At 40.1% G+C, this 17,710-nt stretch carries 18 protein-coding genes, 1 riboswitch and 1 other annotated feature (1 of these 20 cut by a window edge); of the genes, 13 read left to right on the top strand and 5 right to left on the bottom strand.

Going from position 1 to position 17,710, the window contains the following annotated elements; all coding sequences use genetic code 11:
- Positions 1–106: 106 nt before the first annotated feature.
- The 8 genes from N4627_RS06655 (at position 107) to N4627_RS06620 (ending at position 8,912) form a co-directional block, all read left to right on the top strand.
- Complete coding sequence (locus N4627_RS06655; RefSeq protein WP_098045529.1) at positions 107–1,804, top strand: phosphoenolpyruvate carboxykinase; 1,698 nt, start codon at positions 107–109, stop codon at positions 1,802–1,804.
- Positions 1,805–2,204: 400 nt separating this feature from the next.
- A complete protein-coding gene (gene apf, locus N4627_RS06650; RefSeq protein WP_124031574.1) occupies positions 2,205–2,858 on the top strand; it encodes an aggregation-promoting factor in 654 nt (217 codons plus the stop codon).
- A gap of 563 nt (positions 2,859–3,421) precedes the next feature.
- Positions 3,422–4,219, top strand: a complete 798-nt coding sequence (gene sufC, locus N4627_RS06645; protein WP_098044779.1) for a Fe-S cluster assembly ATPase SufC — start codon at positions 3,422–3,424, stop codon at positions 4,217–4,219.
- 13 nt (positions 4,220–4,232) lie between these two features.
- Positions 4,233–5,501: a Fe-S cluster assembly protein SufD gene (sufD, locus tag N4627_RS06640; RefSeq protein ID WP_040531344.1), complete on the top strand. Its 1,269-nt coding sequence runs from the start codon at positions 4,233–4,235 to the stop codon at positions 5,499–5,501.
- Entirely contained in the window at positions 5,494–6,729 is a 1,236-nt protein-coding gene (locus tag N4627_RS06635) for an aminotransferase class V-fold PLP-dependent enzyme (RefSeq protein WP_003717214.1), read from the top strand. The genes sufD and N4627_RS06635 overlap by 8 nt, the downstream gene beginning before the upstream one ends.
- A complete protein-coding gene (gene sufU / locus N4627_RS06630) occupies positions 6,716–7,171 on the top strand; it encodes a Fe-S cluster assembly sulfur transfer protein SufU (RefSeq protein ID WP_003717215.1) in 456 nt (151 codons plus the stop codon). Before N4627_RS06635 ends, sufU begins: the two co-directional genes overlap by 14 nt.
- 2 nt (positions 7,172–7,173) lie before the next feature.
- Positions 7,174–8,577, top strand: coding sequence for a Fe-S cluster assembly protein SufB (gene sufB, locus N4627_RS06625; RefSeq protein ID WP_260964356.1), 1,404 nt, complete (start codon positions 7,174–7,176; stop codon positions 8,575–8,577).
- An 11-nt stretch (positions 8,578–8,588) separates the two neighbouring features.
- Positions 8,589–8,912: a metal-sulfur cluster assembly factor gene (locus N4627_RS06620; protein ID WP_260964354.1), complete on the top strand. Its 324-nt coding sequence runs from the start codon at positions 8,589–8,591 to the stop codon at positions 8,910–8,912.
- Positions 8,913–8,989: 77 nt separating this feature from the next.
- Here N4627_RS06620 and N4627_RS06615 read toward each other — a convergent pair whose 3' ends face one another.
- A complete protein-coding gene (locus N4627_RS06615; protein WP_260964352.1) occupies positions 8,990–9,838 on the bottom strand; it encodes an aldo/keto reductase in 849 nt (282 codons plus the stop codon).
- 282 nt (positions 9,839–10,120) lie between these two features.
- Between N4627_RS06615 and N4627_RS06610 the strand changes: the two genes are divergently transcribed.
- Positions 10,121–10,552 (top strand): Hsp20/alpha crystallin family protein, encoded by a 432-nt coding sequence (locus tag N4627_RS06610; protein ID WP_003717219.1) that lies wholly within the window; start codon positions 10,121–10,123, stop codon positions 10,550–10,552.
- 59 nt (positions 10,553–10,611) lie between these two features.
- On the opposite strand, the gene N4627_RS06605 is transcribed toward N4627_RS06610, so the two are convergent.
- The 3 genes from N4627_RS06605 to N4627_RS06595 all read right to left on the bottom strand — a co-directional run bounded on the left by N4627_RS06605 (position 10,612) and on the right by N4627_RS06595 (position 12,007).
- On the bottom strand, positions 10,612–11,139 hold the full coding sequence (locus tag N4627_RS06605) for an HdeD family acid-resistance protein (RefSeq protein WP_003717220.1): 528 nt from the start codon (positions 11,137–11,139) through the stop codon (positions 10,612–10,614).
- A gap of 131 nt (positions 11,140–11,270) precedes the next feature.
- Entirely contained in the window at positions 11,271–11,438 is a 168-nt protein-coding gene (locus N4627_RS06600) for a hypothetical protein (RefSeq protein ID WP_164476887.1), read from the bottom strand.
- Between the two features lie 38 nt (positions 11,439–11,476).
- A complete protein-coding gene (locus N4627_RS06595) occupies positions 11,477–12,007 on the bottom strand; it encodes a VanZ family protein (protein WP_098044775.1) in 531 nt (176 codons plus the stop codon).
- A gap of 150 nt (positions 12,008–12,157) precedes the next feature.
- On the opposite strand from N4627_RS06595, the gene N4627_RS06590 reads away from it, so the two are divergent.
- Positions 12,158–13,492 (top strand): amino acid permease, encoded by a 1,335-nt coding sequence (locus N4627_RS06590; RefSeq protein ID WP_098044781.1) that lies wholly within the window; start codon positions 12,158–12,160, stop codon positions 13,490–13,492.
- Between the two features lie 60 nt (positions 13,493–13,552).
- On the opposite strand, the gene N4627_RS06585 is transcribed toward N4627_RS06590, so the two are convergent.
- Positions 13,553–14,008, bottom strand: a complete 456-nt coding sequence (locus N4627_RS06585) for a Fur family transcriptional regulator (RefSeq protein ID WP_040531347.1) — start codon at positions 14,006–14,008, stop codon at positions 13,553–13,555.
- A gap of 119 nt (positions 14,009–14,127) precedes the next feature.
- On the opposite strand from N4627_RS06585, the gene N4627_RS06580 reads away from it, so the two are divergent.
- The 3 genes from N4627_RS06580 (at position 14,128) to metK (ending at position 17,484) form a co-directional block, all read left to right on the top strand.
- Positions 14,128–15,567 (top strand): MFS transporter, encoded by a 1,440-nt coding sequence (locus N4627_RS06580; RefSeq protein ID WP_098044773.1) that lies wholly within the window; start codon positions 14,128–14,130, stop codon positions 15,565–15,567.
- Between the two features lie 44 nt (positions 15,568–15,611).
- Complete coding sequence (locus tag N4627_RS06575; RefSeq protein ID WP_003717226.1) at positions 15,612–16,148, top strand: DNA-3-methyladenine glycosylase I; 537 nt, start codon at positions 15,612–15,614, stop codon at positions 16,146–16,148.
- A 44-nt stretch (positions 16,149–16,192) separates the two neighbouring features.
- Positions 16,193–16,299, top strand: a riboswitch (SMK box riboswitch).
- The gene (metK, locus tag N4627_RS06570) at positions 16,297–17,484 is read left to right on the top strand and encodes a methionine adenosyltransferase (protein ID WP_098044772.1); all 1,188 of its coding nucleotides are present in this window, start codon (positions 16,297–16,299) and stop codon (positions 17,482–17,484) included. (Overlaps the previous riboswitch by 3 nt.)
- 44 nt (positions 17,485–17,528) lie before the next feature.
- Positions 17,529–17,710: a binding site (T-box leader), on the top strand; it runs 30 nt beyond the window's last position.

Genomic DNA, 17,710 nt, shown 5'->3' with positions numbered 1-17,710 from the left:
AATTGGTATTTTCTGCAAATAAATGAAATTTTGTTAATATTTTTTTCATCTCTCTCTTAAAAATATACTATAATGGAGACACTACGGAGATGAAAGGATGAGATTAATGTCAAAAGACAGTCAGATTATTGATACTAAGTCACTATATGTAAACCCTGAACGTGGAGTAGCAACCCTAAATTACAGTCAAAACTACTTCACTGATATTCCTTCATTAGTAAATAGTGATGAAGTAAAGCAAATCGTTAAATTATACTTGGATTCACGAAATCCTGATAACGATGATGATGCCTTTGATAATGCCAGTGTTGATAAATTTATCGATGTATTAAAGAAGATCCTTTTTGACGATGATAGTGCCTTTGATGAATATGATCCTAAAGATATTTTAGCTAGTGTCGAAGAATTGTACTCATACTATCGTTCATTATTGCGGGTTTCTGTTATTAGTTACAATGATAATAAAATTGTTGGCAACGAATTTCGGACTATTGATACCCAATTTAATAATTTGGTACGGAAGCTTTACCGGATTCTTGAAGAAAAGCTTCAAGGCTTTGAAAACCGGACATACCGGCAAGTTAATGCGGCAACCAATGCTACTATCTTAGTTCAACAACATGATTGGAAGATTCCTGCTGGTTATGAAGAACTGCGTGACATTGATTTCATCAATACCGTAATGCTCCGACCACCAATGATGATGCATACTAAGAGTAACAAGCGGGAAGGAGTCTTCTCAGCTGTAGAAGAGAACCCGATCGATCGTTTCCATGGTGAACGGGGTAAGTGGTTCTGTTACCCAGCTAAGATTGGTGAAAGCCTTGCCTTCATCTACTTTAACGTTGATTACTTAGTAAATGGAATTGCTCTTTCAAACTTGTTTGAACTAGCATCACCTGAAGAAGTCGAGGGACAAAAGCCAGATCTTGTTGTTCTCTTTGGCCTTGAGAAGACTGAAGGAATGGTTTCACACTATTACCACGATGAGAAGAACGATATTTGGGTTGGTGAAGTACCATACACTGATAAGACCACTTACTTTGGTTACATGAAGAAGATGTGCTTGACCGTTCATAACCTTCACCAAATTTACAATGGTCGTTTGCCAATTCACGGCTCAATGTTGAAGATCAAGTTCACTAATGGTAAGGAAAAGAACGTTGTCTTCTTTGGTGATTCAGGTGCCGGAAAGTCCGAATCAATTGAAGCCTTACAAGAATTGGCCGATGATAAGATTGTCAGTATGGAAACCATTTTTGATGATATGGGAAGCTTTACCTTGACTGATGATGGTCACATCTATGCACAGGGTACAGAAACTGGTGCCTTTGTTCGTCTTGACGACTTGAGCAGTGCGGTTGCATTTAACAACATGGACCGTGGGGTATACTTGAACCCAGAACGGAAGAATGCCCGGGTTATTATTCCAGCTGATACTTATCAAAATGTTGTTAAGCACCACCACATTGATATGTGGTTGTATGCTAACAACTATAGCGATCAAGTTGGAATTCACCGCTTTGACACTAAGGAAGAAGCTGAAAAAGTCTTTATTGCCGGTCAGCGGAAGGCCTTGGGAACAACTGATGAAGTTGGAATGAGTAAGACATTCTTTGCTAACCCATTTGGTCCTGTTCAAGAACAAGAAAAGACAAAGCCAATTATTGACAAGGTCTTCACTGAATTATTTAATAAGGGAGTTTATGTTGGTGAAATCTTCACTCACCTTGGAAATGACAAGTCTAAGGATGCATTGAAGGAATCAGCTTCTGAATTGCTTGATGTACTAATGAACAACTAAATTCAAATTACAAAGACGTCAATCTTTGCAATAGTCCTGTAACATTCGCGTGTTATGGGGCTTTTTTTAGCTTAAAATCGGGATTTTAAATTAAAAATGGGTAAAATAATAGAACATTTGGTTGATTTCCAAATTAGCGAAGGAAAATTTTAGGATAACCGAAGAACGCTGATATATCAGCAAATAGCTCTACCAGTAAAATGAATATATAAGAAAAAGATGCATATTTGTTACAAAAAATTACAAAAATAGCGGAATTTGAAAAATCGTGGTAACCCATCCGTAACGCTGAATCTGTATAGTATATAAGCGTTGATGATATGTAAAACATCAATTTCCAAAACAATTAACATCATATTACTTACAAACTTACAAGAGAAAAGGATGGATTGATTTTTTTATGAAGTTATCTAAGAAAGCAGCTAAGATTACAGCAGCCATTGCCGGTGCCGTTGCTTTAGGTACTGTAGCTACTGCAACCACCGCTAGCGCCGACAGCATTTACACTGTTCAATCAGGCGATACCCTTTCTGGGATTTCTTACAAGCTGGGTCATGATTTAACTTTCGTTGATACTTTGGCCTCAAACAACAACATTGCTAACAAGAACCTGATTTACGTTGGTCAAAAGTTAGTAATCAAGGATGACGGTGAAGTTGCACCTGCTACTCAACAACAAGTTGAAACTTTACCATCAGCAAACACCACAACTCAAAACAATCAAACTAGTTCTGCAGCTACTACTAACAACTCAGCTGCACAAACTGCAACTGCAACAACTTCAGCAAGCAATGCTGCAAGTTACATCAACTACACATCAAGCGTATCCGGTAACGATGCCGCCGCTAAGGCATGGATTGCTGCCCGTGAATCAGGTGGTAGTTACAGTGCCCAAAACGGTCAATACATTGGTAAGTACCAATTATCCGCATCATACCTTAATGGTGACTACTCCGCCGCAAACCAAGAACGAGTAGCCGACCAATACGTAGCTAGCCGTTACGGATCCTGGAGTGCCGCACAATCATTCTGGCAATCACACGGTTGGTATTAAAATAGAGCGTGAACCCGTAAAAAATTCACGGTTGATAACGATTTCTCCCGTCAATGGTGGTTAATCACCATTGGCGGGAGTTCGTTATCTCGAGTGAATTTAGGGTGAGCGCGTTTAAGATAGAGTGTGAGCAGGATAAAAAAGTCCTGTAAGACAACAATTTCTCCCGACTGGGTGCTGAAAGCACCTGGGAGGGAGTTTGTTGTCTCTAAGGGCTTTCCTGCGAACACGTTTAAATAGAGTGTGACTCAGCAAAGAACTTGCGGAAAGCTAGCAATTTCTCCTGCCGAAGGCGACTTGCGCCTAGGCAGGAGGTTGCTAGCTCTAGCAAGTTCCTGAGGAACAGATCTTAGCTATATAACAGTGAAGAAACTAATTAGTGTCCATCGCTAGTTAGCTTTTTTCGATCCTCCAACAACCACTTAATGATTTCGAACTTACTGAGTCTAATTACGAGAATCAAACTTCTTTTTCTCAATCTAGTTATTCATCCCCGAGATAAACTGGTAAAATAGGTAATTGACATCATGATATTGTGTTTTATTAGGGAGTGAACACTAAATATGGCTATTTTACAGATAAAGGATCTTCACGTTGCGGTTGAAGACGAGGAAACTCATCAACAAAAAGAAATTCTCAAAGGCGTTAATCTTAAAATGCAAACCGGGGAAATTCATGCAATCATGGGTCCAAATGGGACGGGAAAGTCAACCTTATCCCAGACAATTATGGGACAACCCAATTATCACGTTACGCAAGGTGATATTTTGTTAAATGGTGAAAGTATCCTCGAGATGCCCGTTGATGAACGTGCCCGAAAAGGATTGTTTTTGGCAGTGCAGTATCCGGCAGAAATCCAAGGGGTAACCAATGCCGAGTTCTTGCGAGCAGCAATGAATGCGCGACGACCAAAGGATGATCAGATTTCAATTATGGATTTTCTCCAAGAACTTGACCAAAAGCTTGCATTGTTAGACATGAAGGAATCAATGACGGAACGCTATCTTAACGAAGGCTTTTCGGGTGGTGAAAAAAAGCGGAATGAGATTCTTCAACTATTGATGATCAAACCAAGTTTTGCGATCTTAGATGAAATTGATTCAGGATTGGATATTGATGCTCTAAAAGTCGTTTCCCGGGGAGTTAATTCCATGCGGGGTGCTAATTTTGGCTCACTAATTATTACCCACTACCAACGCCTGTTAAACTATATTGTCCCCGATACGGTTCATGTAATGATGGGCGGTCGAATTGTTAAAGATGGTGGCCCTGAGTTAGCAAAGAAACTAGAAGCTGAGGGGTATGCTGGCTTACGTGATGAGCTTGGCTTAAAAGTTGACTTAGTTGATGAAGATGAGTAGGGGTATAGATATTATGAATTTTAATTATTCACACCTTAAGTCTCAACTTCAACAGTATGCAGCAAATAAGGAGCCAGAAGAGCTGACTCAGTTGCGCCAAAGGGCATTTCAGAATGTAACCACTGCACAGTTGCCCAAAGTAACAAAATTTAATTTTCAAGATTGGCCGCTTATTTCTGAGCAGTCTTCACCTCTTCAGTTTCCTAAAGTGATTGAACAGCTAACGGACCCTGATCAAGTTACAGTAAAAGCGAGTTCAGAGGAAGTAACGGTTGTGCTCCCTAATTCATTAAAGGAACAGGGGGTTATTATTAGTGAGCTAGGTTCAGCAATTAAGACCCATCCTGAAATTCTAACTAAGTACTTAGCAACGGTAATTCGACCGGATGAAAATCTTCTTGCAGCTTACCATACTGCCTTTATTAATCAGGGCCTTTTTGTATATGTTCCCCGTAACGTTGAATTGAAAAAGCCAATTCACCTGACGATTAACTTTAATCAGACTGTCAAAGGAACAATTAATTTTCACCTGTTAATTGTTGCGGGAGAAAATAGTCGTTTCCAGATTATTGATCACTTAGTTTCCTCTCGTCAGCAAACTAATCCGTTAACCAATTTTGTGGAAATCATGGCTGAAGAAAATAGTGAGGTCCATTTTTCCTCACTTGATCACTTAGCACAACAAAGTCCCAGCTATTATCAATACCGGGCAGCTATAAAAAATTATGCTAAAGTCGACTGGGCAATTGGCCTAATGAACGAATGTAACACTGTCGGTGAAATTGATTCAGAATTAGTTGGTCAAGGAGCGTATGCTAATTCCCAGCTGATTGCCTTAACCGCAAACGACCAACAACTTGGGATTAATAATCGAGTAACAAATCGCAGCCCTCATTCACAGGGATTAATTAATCAGCGCGGGGTCGCCCTTGGTAATTCACGGCTGATTTTTAACGGAATTGGTCAAATTGTTCACGGGGCACATGGTTCTGAAGCTGAACAGCAAAATCGGTTATTGATGATGTCACCACACGCAACTGGTGATGCCAACCCCATTTTGTTGATTGATGAAAATGACGTTGAAGCAGGGCATGCAGCAAGTGTCGGCAAGATTAATCAGGATCAGCTCTACTACCTATTAAGTCGGGGAATCCCCCTGCATCAAGCACAACGAATGGTAATCCGGGGCTTCTTGAGTGCGGTAATTACTGCCGTCCCTGATAAAAACGTCCGCCAAGAAATGGTTGATATTTTGGAAAGGAAGTTACTGGAAAATGCCTAATTGGGAGCTTGTTCGTCAAGATTTCTCTGAATTACGTCAAACAATGAACGGTGAACGGCTTGCTTATCTTGATAATGCAGCGACAAGCTTAAAACCGAAATCCGTTATTGAGCGGTTATTAAGCTTTTACCAACAAGAGAATGCTAATGTCCACCGGGGAACATACCAGCTATCATTCAAGGCAACTGAAGAGTATGAGGATGCTCGTAAAGTCATTCAGCATTTCATTAATGCTGCGGCTGCCCGTGAAATTATTTTTACTCGGGGAACAACAGAAGGTATTAATTTAATTGCTAGTACTTACGGCGAACAGAATATCGAGCCGGGGGACGAAATTGTAATTTCACTTGCAGAGCATCATAGTAATTTGATTCCTTGGCAACAGTTAGCTCTCAGAAAAAAGGCAACCTTAAAATACATTAATTTAACCTCAACGGGTGAAATTGATCTAGCCGATGCCAAACAAAAGATTACCGCTAAAACGAAAATTGTTGCGGTGACCCACGTTGGTAATGTTCTCGGTAATGTTAGTCCAATCAGGAAACTAGCGGAGTTGGCTCACCAGAATGGAGCAATTATTGTTGTCGACGGTGCTCAAGCAGTCTGCCATCTTCCGGTAGACGTACAAGAATTAGCAGCTGATTTCTATGCTTTTTCGGGGCATAAGATGTTGGGACCAACCGGAATTGGTGTTCTATATGGGAAGCAAAAACTCCTTGAACAAATGCCGCCTTACCAGTTTGGCGGTGAAATGATCGAGGATGTTCAGCTCGACAACAGTAAGTGGGATCAGATCCCGCATAAGTTTGAAGCGGGCACGCCTAATATTGCAGGGGCTATCGGATTAGCAACGGCAGTTAAGTATTTAGAGCAAGTTGGAATGGCGCAGGTAAAGGCACGAGATGCAGAATTGATGGCTTATTTATTGCCTAAGTTAATGGCAATTCCTGGAGTTAAAATTTACGGTTCCCAGAATCCTCAGCAGCATGTTGGGGTTGTTTCGTTCAATCTCGGTACTCTTCACCCCCATGACGTCGCAACAGCACTAGATATGGAAGGAGTAGCTGTTCGTGCAGGCCATCATTGTGCTGAACCACTCGTCCATTCACTTGGAACTAATTCGACCGTTCGCGCTAGCTTGGCATTTTATAATTATCAAGCTGACTGTGACCAGTTAATTAATGCAATCAAAGAAACAAAGGAGTTCTTTAAGGGTGAGCTTAGATAAATTAAATCAATTATACCGAGCAGTAATTTTAGAACATGCAGCTAACCCCCATCACCACTATGCTGTGCCAAATGCTACTAATAAAAAGACGCTCCATAATACAACCTGTGGTGACACAATAAACCTAAGTCTTCACCTGGATGCCGATAACAAAATAACTGATATTGGTTTTACTGGTCAGGGGTGCACGATTAGTCAGGCTTCAGCAAGTATGCTAACCGATGTAATGATGGGTAAAACAACGGAAGAAGCGCTAGCAATCGCTAAAATTTTTTCCGATGAAGCAATTGGTGAAAAGCACTCTAGAGATGAATTGAAAAAATTAGGGGATGCCCAGGTGCTAACCCAAATCATGGAGTTTCCTGCCCGGATCAAGTGCGCAACTTTAGCCTGGTGGGCTCTGCAAGAAGCCTTGCTCAAGAATGCAAAAGGAGACAAGTAATCGTGACAGATGTAAATAATGTCCTCGGTAATCAAGATTATCAGTATGGCTTTCATGATGACGTGAAGCCGCTTTATTCAACGGGACGCGGATTAACTGAAGCAACAGTCCGGAAGATTTCGGCAGAAAAGCATGAGCCGCAGTGGATGCTAGATTATCGCTTAGAATCATTTCATACTTATCAAAAAATGGCGATGCCTAAATTTGGCCCAGATCTATCTGGTTTGGACTTGGAGAATATGTTGTATTACCAGAAAATGACCGATAAGAAGTACCGGGATTGGAAGGATGTTCCTGAAGAACTGAAACGAACTTTTGATCGTCTTGGGGTGCCAGAGGCAGAACGAAAATATTTAGCTGGTTCAGCTGCCCAGTATGAGTCAGAAGTTGTTTATCATAACATGAAGCAACAGTTTGCTAAACAAGGGATCATCTTCACTGATACTGACACTGCCTTACAAAAGTACCCAGACCTATTCAAAAAGTGGTTCGGAAAGTTAGTCAAACCAGCTGATAATAAATTTGCTGCGTTGAACGGTGCCGTTTGGTCTGGGGGATCCTTTATTTATGTTCCTAAGGGCGTCAAGGTTAAGACGCCAATCCAGGCTTATTTCAGGTTGAATGCGGAGAATACGGGGCAGTTTGAGCGGACACTGATTATTGTTGATGAAGGTGCTAGTGTTGATTACGTTGAGGGCTGTACTGCGCCAAATTATTCGTCTGATAGTCTGCATGCCGCAGTAGTTGAAGTGAATGTTCTAAAAAACGCTTATTGCCGTTACACGACGATTCAAAATTGGTCAAAGAATGTTTATAGTTTGGAGACGAAGCGGGCAGCTGCAGCCGAGAACGCCACAATGGAATGGGTTGATGGAAACCTCGGTTCAAAAGTTACCATGAAGTACCCGAGTGTCTACCTTAATGGCAAGGGAGCTTGTGGGACAATGCTTTCGATTGCAGTGGCTAGTGATCACATTCATCAAGACTCGGGAGCGCGGATGATCCACAATGCCCCGAACACCTCTAGTTCAATCGTTTCCAAGTCGATCGCACGGACGGGTGGCTCAACGGATTATCGGGGCAATATCCGCTTTACCGAAAAAGCTAACGGTTCAAAGGCCCATGTTGAATGTGACACGATTATTATGGATGACCAGTCATCTTCCGATACGATTCCAATTAATGAAATTAATAATTCGGATGTCACGATGGAACATGAGGCCAAGGTCTCGAAAATCTCCGAAGAGAAACTTTACTACTTGATGAGTCGGGGAATTAGCGAACGAAAAGCGACGGAAATGATTATCATGGGCTTTGTAGAACCCTTTACGAAAAAATTACCGATGGAGTATGCAGTTGAGCTAAATCGACTGATCAGTTTTGAAATGGAAGGTTCGATTGGCTAAGGAGGGCTATTATGTTAGATAAAGAGAAATTAAGCCCTGTTGAGCAGGAGGTCCTTAAGCAATTGCAAACCGTGATTGATCCGGAGTTGGGGATTGATTTAGTCAATTTGGGCCTTATTTACGGCATTGAGGTTAATGATCAACAATGTAAAATTACGATGACCTTAACGACAATGGGCTGTCCGATCAGTGATTTGCTTTATAAAATGATTAAGGAGGCCGTTCTCCAGGTAGCGGAGATCACGGAATGTAAAATTAACCTCGTCTGGGAGCCAGCATGGGGGCCAGATAAGATGAGTCGCTTTGCCCGGATGGCACTAGAAGTTCATTTTTAAGTGAAAAAGAATAAATACAGAATGACTTTAGAAGACCAAAATCGTGGACTTCTAAAGCCATTTTTAGTGAAATTATTTTAAATTACGCTTAATGGTTCTTTGTGGGTTGGCTTAGGAAAAGCTTTTGCTAAGGCAGTTAACTCATCATGACTAAATGTGATATTTAAGGCCTCAATATTTTCACGAGCATGTTTCGGACTAGCAGCCTTGGGAATTGCTAAGGTATGCTGATCACGAATTACCCAGGCTAACATTATTTGGTAGACAGTTGCTTGGTGATTAGCAGCTAATTCTTTTAGTAGGGGATTGGCTGCTAAATTGCCGCTTAATCGATCCCCTTGAGAAAGCGGTGAATAAGCAATTAATGGTAAGTTATTATCCCGCATCAGAGGGAGAAGATCATATTCAATTCCCCGGCGATCAAGGTTATACAGATCTTCGTTAGCAACGCATTCTCGACCATGAGGAAGTGCCCATAATTCTTTTAAATCAGCAACATCAAAATTAGAGACGCCCCAGTGACGAATCTTTCCTTTAGTTTGCATCTTAACTAGTTCATCTACCGTTTCTGCAAGGGGGATTCCGCCTCGCCAGTGAAGTAGGTAAAGATCGAAATAATCAGTTTGCATTAGCTTAAGACTCCGATCAAGACTTTTTTCCAATCGTTGATGACTGGCATTCTGGGGTAGTACCTTGTCGATGAGATAAAGTTTTGACCGGTCAAATGGCTTAATCGCTTCACTGGTAAGTTTTTCTGAACGTCCTTGACCATACATTTCGGCAGTGTCAATGACAGTTGCTCCCGCATCAATTGCTGTTTGAATTGCTTTTACCTCTTCGGCGTGTTTTGCTGGTTCTTCACCAATATTCCACGTACCAACGCCAATTGCTGGTACAGTTGTCTGACCTAGTTGTACTGTGATCATCAAATTCCTCCTTAAATTAACTACGATTTGATCCTACCATTCTTTTTTTATAAATACATCCGAACAACATATGATTATTATTTCATATATTTAAATTAAAATTTATATTTTTGTGTGGAAATAGTAATCCCTTAAAGCTTGTCATATAGGGATTGGTCAATAAAGGTAAAACTATTTTTAGCACTCCTTGGCTTAAAGTGCTAAAAATAGTTGCGCTTTCTCTTCTAGTGATTAAGATAGGTAATGTAATCAAGATCAAGTTAACGGAAAGGAAGCTTTATTATGGCTAACGATTTAACACGTCGGAATAACTTTTTGGATAACATGATGAACATGCGGAACTTAATGAATGATGATTTCTTCTCTGACTTTACGCCAGTTGAAGATCACATGAAGACTGACATTGAAGAAAATGATAAGCAGTATCAAGTAAAGATTGATATGCCAGGCTTTGACAAGAAAGACATTCATATTAGTTACACAAATAATATTTTAACCATTACTGGTCACCGTGACACTATTGATGACGAGTCAGATAAGAATGGTCACATTCTTCATAGCGAACGGCGTTATGGTCAAATGAGTCGGCAATACCGTTTGCCAGATGTTGAACGGAAGAACATTACTGCTCATTATGAAAATGGTGTTCTTTCACTTGTTTTACCAAAGAAGCAGGCTGAAAGTGATGACGATACGCGGATTGAAATTGATTAATTGATGACTAACGAAAAAGGTCCTAGCGTTCAAAAACTGAATGCTAGGATCTTTTTCGTTTAATTAAAAGCTTGAACAATCTTCAGGACACCGAAGATAATTAGGAACACAGAAATAATCCAAACAACTGTTAAGGCTGAAACAACAGGACTAAAGAGAAGGATTACTCCTAGAACAATTCCTAAAATACTAAAGATAATAGTTAACCAGTAGTAACCACCACTGACACCCTTGAAGAGACGACCAACGGAAAATTCCATAATGGAATCCAAAATAAACCAGATAGCAAAAATAATTGCAATGTATAATGTGCCGAAGCCGGGGTGGAAGATAAAGATGATCCCTAAGATGATGTTCAATATACCAAGAACTACAATCCAGCCAGTACCCTCACCAAGTGAACGAAGAAAGCGACGCCGAATTGTTAGTTCAAAGATTCCATCAAAAAGAAAGACAACCCCAATAATAACAGACAATAAATGTAAGGTTTTATCTGGTCGTGAGAACGAAAGAAATCCTCCAAGAATAAAAAGAATTCCAATCAGTAAACTAAACCAGTCGAACCGCCGATGCGAAACATTATTCATAGCGCATAGCTCCTTTCTCTGACAAGTTAATCATACCGCAAAAAAGAAAATAATGGTTGTACTAAAAAAGGAGGTCAGAAAAAAAACTTTTCCTGGCCTCCGAGAAAATTAACTTCCAGCTTTTCTGATTCTTAAATGTGCTCCTTGATACCGTTCTTAAAATCCTTGTCGATTTCTTTGAGAATTGGTAGAAGGTAGTTGATATATTCGTGATAAGCTTCGATTGGCTTCATGTCTTTACCATTTGCTTGAACTAAGGCAATAGCAATGTCATGGGCCCGTTGTTCGTTTGAAATCATTTATAATCACCTCATCAATAATAGTGTACCAAACTTTTTTATGATAGGAAAAAAGGATGAATTATTTTATCAATAAATCCTCGATCTACCAATTTTATCCCGTAAAACCCTATTACTCCACCAATAGTATTGGTAATAATATCATCAATATCTGCTACTCGACCAATGTGAAAAAGAAAGTCGCAGACAAATTGATTTCCTTCAATAAAAAATGTGAACAGAAAGCTTAAGGCAAGAACAGTAATAAAAGAACTTTTTCGGCCGACCAGATATAATAAAACACCTAAAGGAATTGTCATTATAACATTTAAGAACCATTCTAAATCTAACTGTTGAAAGGGAAGAAGATTGTATGGCACCCCGTGAAAGTAGCGTAAATTTCGATTAGCGGTAATAAAGCTGAAAGTAACTGGAGTTAAACAAAGACGAAGGATAATAACAAAATAGCAGAGAAAAGCAAAAATCGTTAATCGTTTACTAAACTGCTGATAACGTGAAAAAGCATTGATTGTTAAAACGAGTGCGATAACAAAGTAGCCGCAAAATGGAAACCAGTGTAACAAATTCATTCCCTCCTTTCATGAAAAAGGTATACAATAAAAATTCGGATAAACTATTTACCATTATTAAATAAAACAATCTAAAAAGCGATAGTTTATTAATGGCTTTTATGAGAAATTAAATTTAAGGAGAATTGAACTATATTGGCACAAAATAAAATGAAGCGTAGCCTAAAAAGCCGCCATATTCAACTAATGGCGCTTGGGGGCACAATCGGGACCGGGTTATTCTTAGGGTCTGGTCAAGCAATCCACTCTGCAGGGCCCGCAATTTTACTTGCTTATATTATTACCGGAATTGTCTGCTTTTGGATTATGCGGGCACTTGGCGAGCTCTTAATGGCGGATCTTAATTACCGTTCATTTGTTGATGCGATTCGTGTTTATCTTGGACCACGGGTAAGCTTTATTACAGGCTGGGCATATTGGGCTTGTTGGATTGCACTGGCGATGGCTGAAATCACTGCAATTGGGATGTATTTTCAGCTATGGCTTCCTCATGTTCCTCAATGGATACCAGGATTGTTAACGTTAATTGTCCTTCTATGCATTAATTTAATCACTGTCAGTGCATTTGGTGAGTTACAATTTTGGTTTGCGTTAATTAAAATTTTGGCAATTGCATTGCTGGTTCTTGTTGGGGTAGGAATGATGCTGGTTAGCTTTAAGAGTACCAGTGGTTATGTTGCTTCACCAGAGAACTTATTTAATAATGGTGGATTCTTTGCAGCTGGTACAAAAGGATTTATTCTTTCATTTCAAATGGTGGTTTTTGCCTTTGTTGGTATTGAAATGGTTGGAATGACAGCAGCCGAAGCGGAAAATCCACGTCACGTTATTCCCCGGGCAATAAATGCCATTCCGTTTCAAATCTTGCTATTTTATGTTGCTGCACTGGCAGTTATCATGTGTATCTATCCTTGGGATCGGTTAGCACCATCAAAAAGTCCCTTTGTAATGGTCTTTAATGATATTGGTTTACGCGGAGCAGCCAGCTTAATTAACTTTGTCGTTGTCACCGCGGCAGCTTCTGCATGTAATAGTTCGCTTTATACAACGGGGCGGATGCTTGCGGAGTTAACATCAACGTCGCATCGACCAGGAATTAGGTTAGTAAGTAAATTATCACGAAATTCTGTTCCGGCACTGGCAGTTATTATTTCTGCTGGGGTGATTGCCATTGCAGCGGTCTTAAACTTGATAATGCCTGGTGGAGTCTTTAAGGTAATTTCTAGTATTGCCACAACCAGTTTTCTTTTTATTTGGGCCACAATCATTGTGACTCACCTAAAGTACCTTCAATCAAAACCACAAGAACGGCCTTTTAAGGTTCCTGGGGCACCGTATACTGATTACTTAGTATTAGCTTTTTTAGCCTTTGTTTTGGTTGTCCTGTGTCTTGATAAACAAACGCTGGGAGCATTAATCTTTACCTTGATCTGGTTTGCAATTTTAGCAGTTGCGTCATTATCTCAGCCACGAAAACAAAAATAAAGTGGAAATCAACAAGACTTACTATGATAAGTTCTCTGTTGGGTTCCACTCTTTTTTAATTTATCTATTCAAATGTAATTTTCGTTGGCAGTTAGGGCAAATACCATGGACTTCAATATTATTACCAGTGACGAGATAACCAGTTTTTTCCCTGGTCATGGTGGCTAGATCCTTATTGATTTCTGTAAAGTGAGGGTCAAACACATCGGTAATTTGGCCACAATTATCACAAATAACGTGGTAGTGAGGATGACCAAAGTAGTCATAATGAGTGCTGCCATCACCATTCTTCAATTCGATGACAAGGTTATAATCGACGAAAAGCTTTAACGTATTATAGACCGTAGCCATGCTAATGTTATCAACGCTACCTTTCAAATCCTCATAGATCATTTCCACACTAGGATGAGTATGATGAGAGATTAGGTAGTTTAGAATCGTTTTTCGTTGAGGAGTAACCCTAACGTGATTTTCTCTAAGTTGTTCAATTGCTCGATCAAATTCTGCTTCAGCCAATTTACTCACCTCACTAGTTTAAGAGCTTTAATTTACGTTAAGTATAACATTTACAATTGTGGTTTTAAACTTTATAATACAATTTGATTATTAATAATAATTCTAAAGAAGGGGATTTCATGAGAGAGTCAATTGATCAAAATGGCCGACCATATAGTCGGTTCTGGTTTATTTTTACACTATTAATTGGAACCTTTACGATGTCGATTAGTCAATCATCCTTGTCGACAGCTTATCCAACGTTAATGCGAGCCTTTGGAATTTCTGCCTCGACAGTGCAGTGGCTAACAACCGGTTTTATGTTAGTCATGTGTGTCAGCATGCCAATTAGTCCGTGGATGTTGAATAATCTTAATTTTAAGACCATGTTTATTGGTGCGTTAGCTCTGTTTGATATTGGTTCATTGATGATTATTTTGACACCTGCTAGTTGGGGAGTATCTGGCTTCTGGTTTATGATGATCGGTCGAGCAATGGAGGCCTTTGCTGTGGGCGTCCTCTTCCCATCGTATCAATCAGTCCTTCTTGAGATAACACCGCGAGAAGCCCGGGGAACAACAATGGGAATTGCCGGCTTAGTAATGGGTTCGGCATTAGCTTGTGGCCCAATTGTTTCTGGGATTATTCTAAAATTCTTTACTTGGAAGAGTCTGTTTGTTTTCTTTATGATCATCATTACTGTGATCATTATTATGGCTGGCTCGGGACTTATCCGGGACGTTATGCAGAGACACGAAAGTAGCCTTGACTGGCTTTCAGTTTTCTTGTCTATTGGTTTGATTGGTGTAATGTACGTAATCAACCAAATCGGTAAAACTAAGATTAACTGGACAATCAGTGGCACAATCTTGCTTGTAAGTATTTTAGCAATTATTTGGTTCTGCATTCGGCAATTAAAGCTCCAGAATCCGCTATTGGAACTTCGGGTAATGAAAACCTTTAATTACGATTTAGCAATTCTACTAACTTCAATCTCTTACATTGCTTTGATTGTTACGACAATTATTTTTCCGTTGTATTACCAAGGAGTGCTTAAAGTCAGTCCGTTTGTTTCGGGGATGTCGCTTGTTCCTGGGGCGGCCTTGCTAAGTATTCTAAATCCGTTAACGGGGAAACTGGCCGATAAAATTGGCTTTAAACCAACAATGCTTGTCGGAATGGCAATGATAGTTGCTGGCTGGTTTGTGGGTCTCTTCTTAATTAACCAAATGAGTTTATGGATCATGATTCTCTGTGCAATGGTAATTGAGGGTGGAAATGCCTTTGTGATGATGCCTGCCGTTACTTTAGGGGCTAATTCTCTGCCTAATGAATTGGTTCCCCATGGGACAGCCGTTATAACAACGGTACGGCAAGTCCTTGGTTCTACCGGAGTGGCTGTATCAACAATTATTTTGACAACCGTAACTAGTCATAACCTCAGCCACGGAATGGGAAACCTCAGTGCCGCTCTTGGTGGTTACCATTATGTCTTCTTAACAATGCTATTCGTGGAAATTATTGGTTTGCTTTTGGCTCTTGCGCTAAAGAATACTGTTAAAAAAGATGCAAAAGCTTAATTATCTCGTTTTGAATATATAGAGAGATTTAATGAGGTGATTAAATGACAACAAAACGACCACTGTGGGCGGAAACATCTGAATTAATGCGTAATTATTATGATACAAAATGGGGGGTTCCCGAACATGATGATCGCGAATTATTTAAGATGCTGACACTAGAGTTATTTCAGTCTGGACTGTCATGGTCAACAATTTGGAAACGCGAGGCTGCCTTTGAAAAGGCGTTTGCTAATTTTGATGCAGCTAAGGTGGCAGTATTTGATCAGGAAGACTTTAAGCGCTTGATGAACGATTCAACAATTATTCGTAATCGGCGGAAAATCATGGCGACGATCAACAATGCTAAGGTAATTCAAGAACTATTAGCAGATGGTGAAACATTAAATAACTATGTATGGTCATTCGTTAACTTTAAGCCTCAGCGGTTACAGTTAAACGGAAAGCGGCTACCGTCACAAACAAGTGAATCGAAAAAGATGGCCCGAAAAATGAAGGCGGATGGTTTTCAATTTGTTGGACCAACGACTGCTTATTCGTTTATGACTGCGGTTGGGATGGTTAATGCTCGTGAGGATTAGTCAATTTATGTTTGAATATGGTCAGCAAATTATGCTAAGATGGGTCTCGTTATAAAGCAAATTCCCGATAGGATTCACTTTACTGTGAAGATGCCTTGTAACCACTAAATGTTTCAATTGTAACTTGCATATGGGGGAATTAACACACATGGTAGAAAAACATTTATTTACTTCAGAATCTGTTTCTGAGGGACATCCTGATAAGATTGCTGATCAAATCAGTGATGCGATTTTAGACGCAATGCTTGAACAAGATCCTGATTCACGGGTCGCTGTTGAGACTTCCGTTACGACCGGACTCGTATTGGTTTTTGGAGAAGTTTCAACTAAGGCATACGTTAATATTCAAAAGGTTGTTCGTGATACAATTCGGCGGATCGGTTACACAGATGGTAAGTATGGCTTTGATGCTGACAACTGTGCAGTAATTACCGCAATTGATGAACAATCACCTGATATTGCTCAAGGGGTTGACGATTCTCTTGAAACTCGTGAAGGGGAAGTTGATCCGCTTGATCAAATTGGTGCCGGTGACCAAGGATTAATGTTTGGTTACGCAACTGATGAGACACCAGAATACATGCCGTTAACTTTGATGCTTAGTCATAAGTTGATGCAACGGATTGCTAAGCTTCGTAAGGATAATACTATTCCTTATCTCCGTCCAGATGCAAAGGCTGAAGTTACCGTTGAATATGACGAAAACGACAAGCCTTTACGGGTTGATACTGTTGTGTTAAGTACGCAACATGATCCAGAAGTATCACTTGACCAAATTAAGAAGGATGTTATGGAACAGGTTATTAAGGCGGTTATTCCTGCAAAATACCTTGATGACCAAACCAAGTACTTTATCAACCCAACTGGTCGTTTTGTTATCGGTGGTCCTCAAGGGGATGCCGGCTTAACTGGTCGAAAGATTATTGTTGATACTTATGGTGGTGCTGCCCATCACGGTGGCGGTGCATTCTCCGGTAAGGATGCTACTAAGGTTGACCGGTCAGCTAGTTATGCTGCCCGTTACATTGCTAAGAACTTAGTAGCTGCCGGTTATGCAAAAAAACTTGAAATTCAAGTTGCCTACGCCATTGGGGTCGCTGAGCCAGTTTCAATTTCAATTGATACTTATGGTACTGGTACCCGAATTGAAGCAGACTTAATTGCTGCGGTTCGTAAGGTATTTGACCTTCGTCCTGCGGGAATTATTAAGATGCTTAACCTTAAGCGACCAATCTACGAACCAACTGCAGCTTATGGTCATTTTGGCCGGACTGATGTTGAACTACCATGGGAACAACTGGATAAGGTTGAAGAACTAAAGAAGGTTCTTGGCTAGTTTGGTGCTTGCATTTACGAATGCTGGTTGTTAGAATATTTATTAAATATTTGATCGAATTGGAAATAGTAACTGTTAGTTAATTCTTCAGAGATCGTGTGGTGCTGTAAACACGAGGGTTACTAACAATGAACTCGTCCAAAAAGATTATTGCTGAAATTTAGTAGGTAATAACGTCTGCCGCGTTATGGCGTGAAGTGTCATGGACTTAACCATGGAAATTCGG

It is taken from the genome of Limosilactobacillus vaginalis (assembly GCF_025311515.1).
Lineage (GTDB): Bacteria > Bacillota > Bacilli > Lactobacillales > Lactobacillaceae > Limosilactobacillus > Limosilactobacillus vaginalis.
Note: the sequence above shows the minus strand (reverse complement) of the source record. Positions and strands in the feature narration are given on the sequence as shown.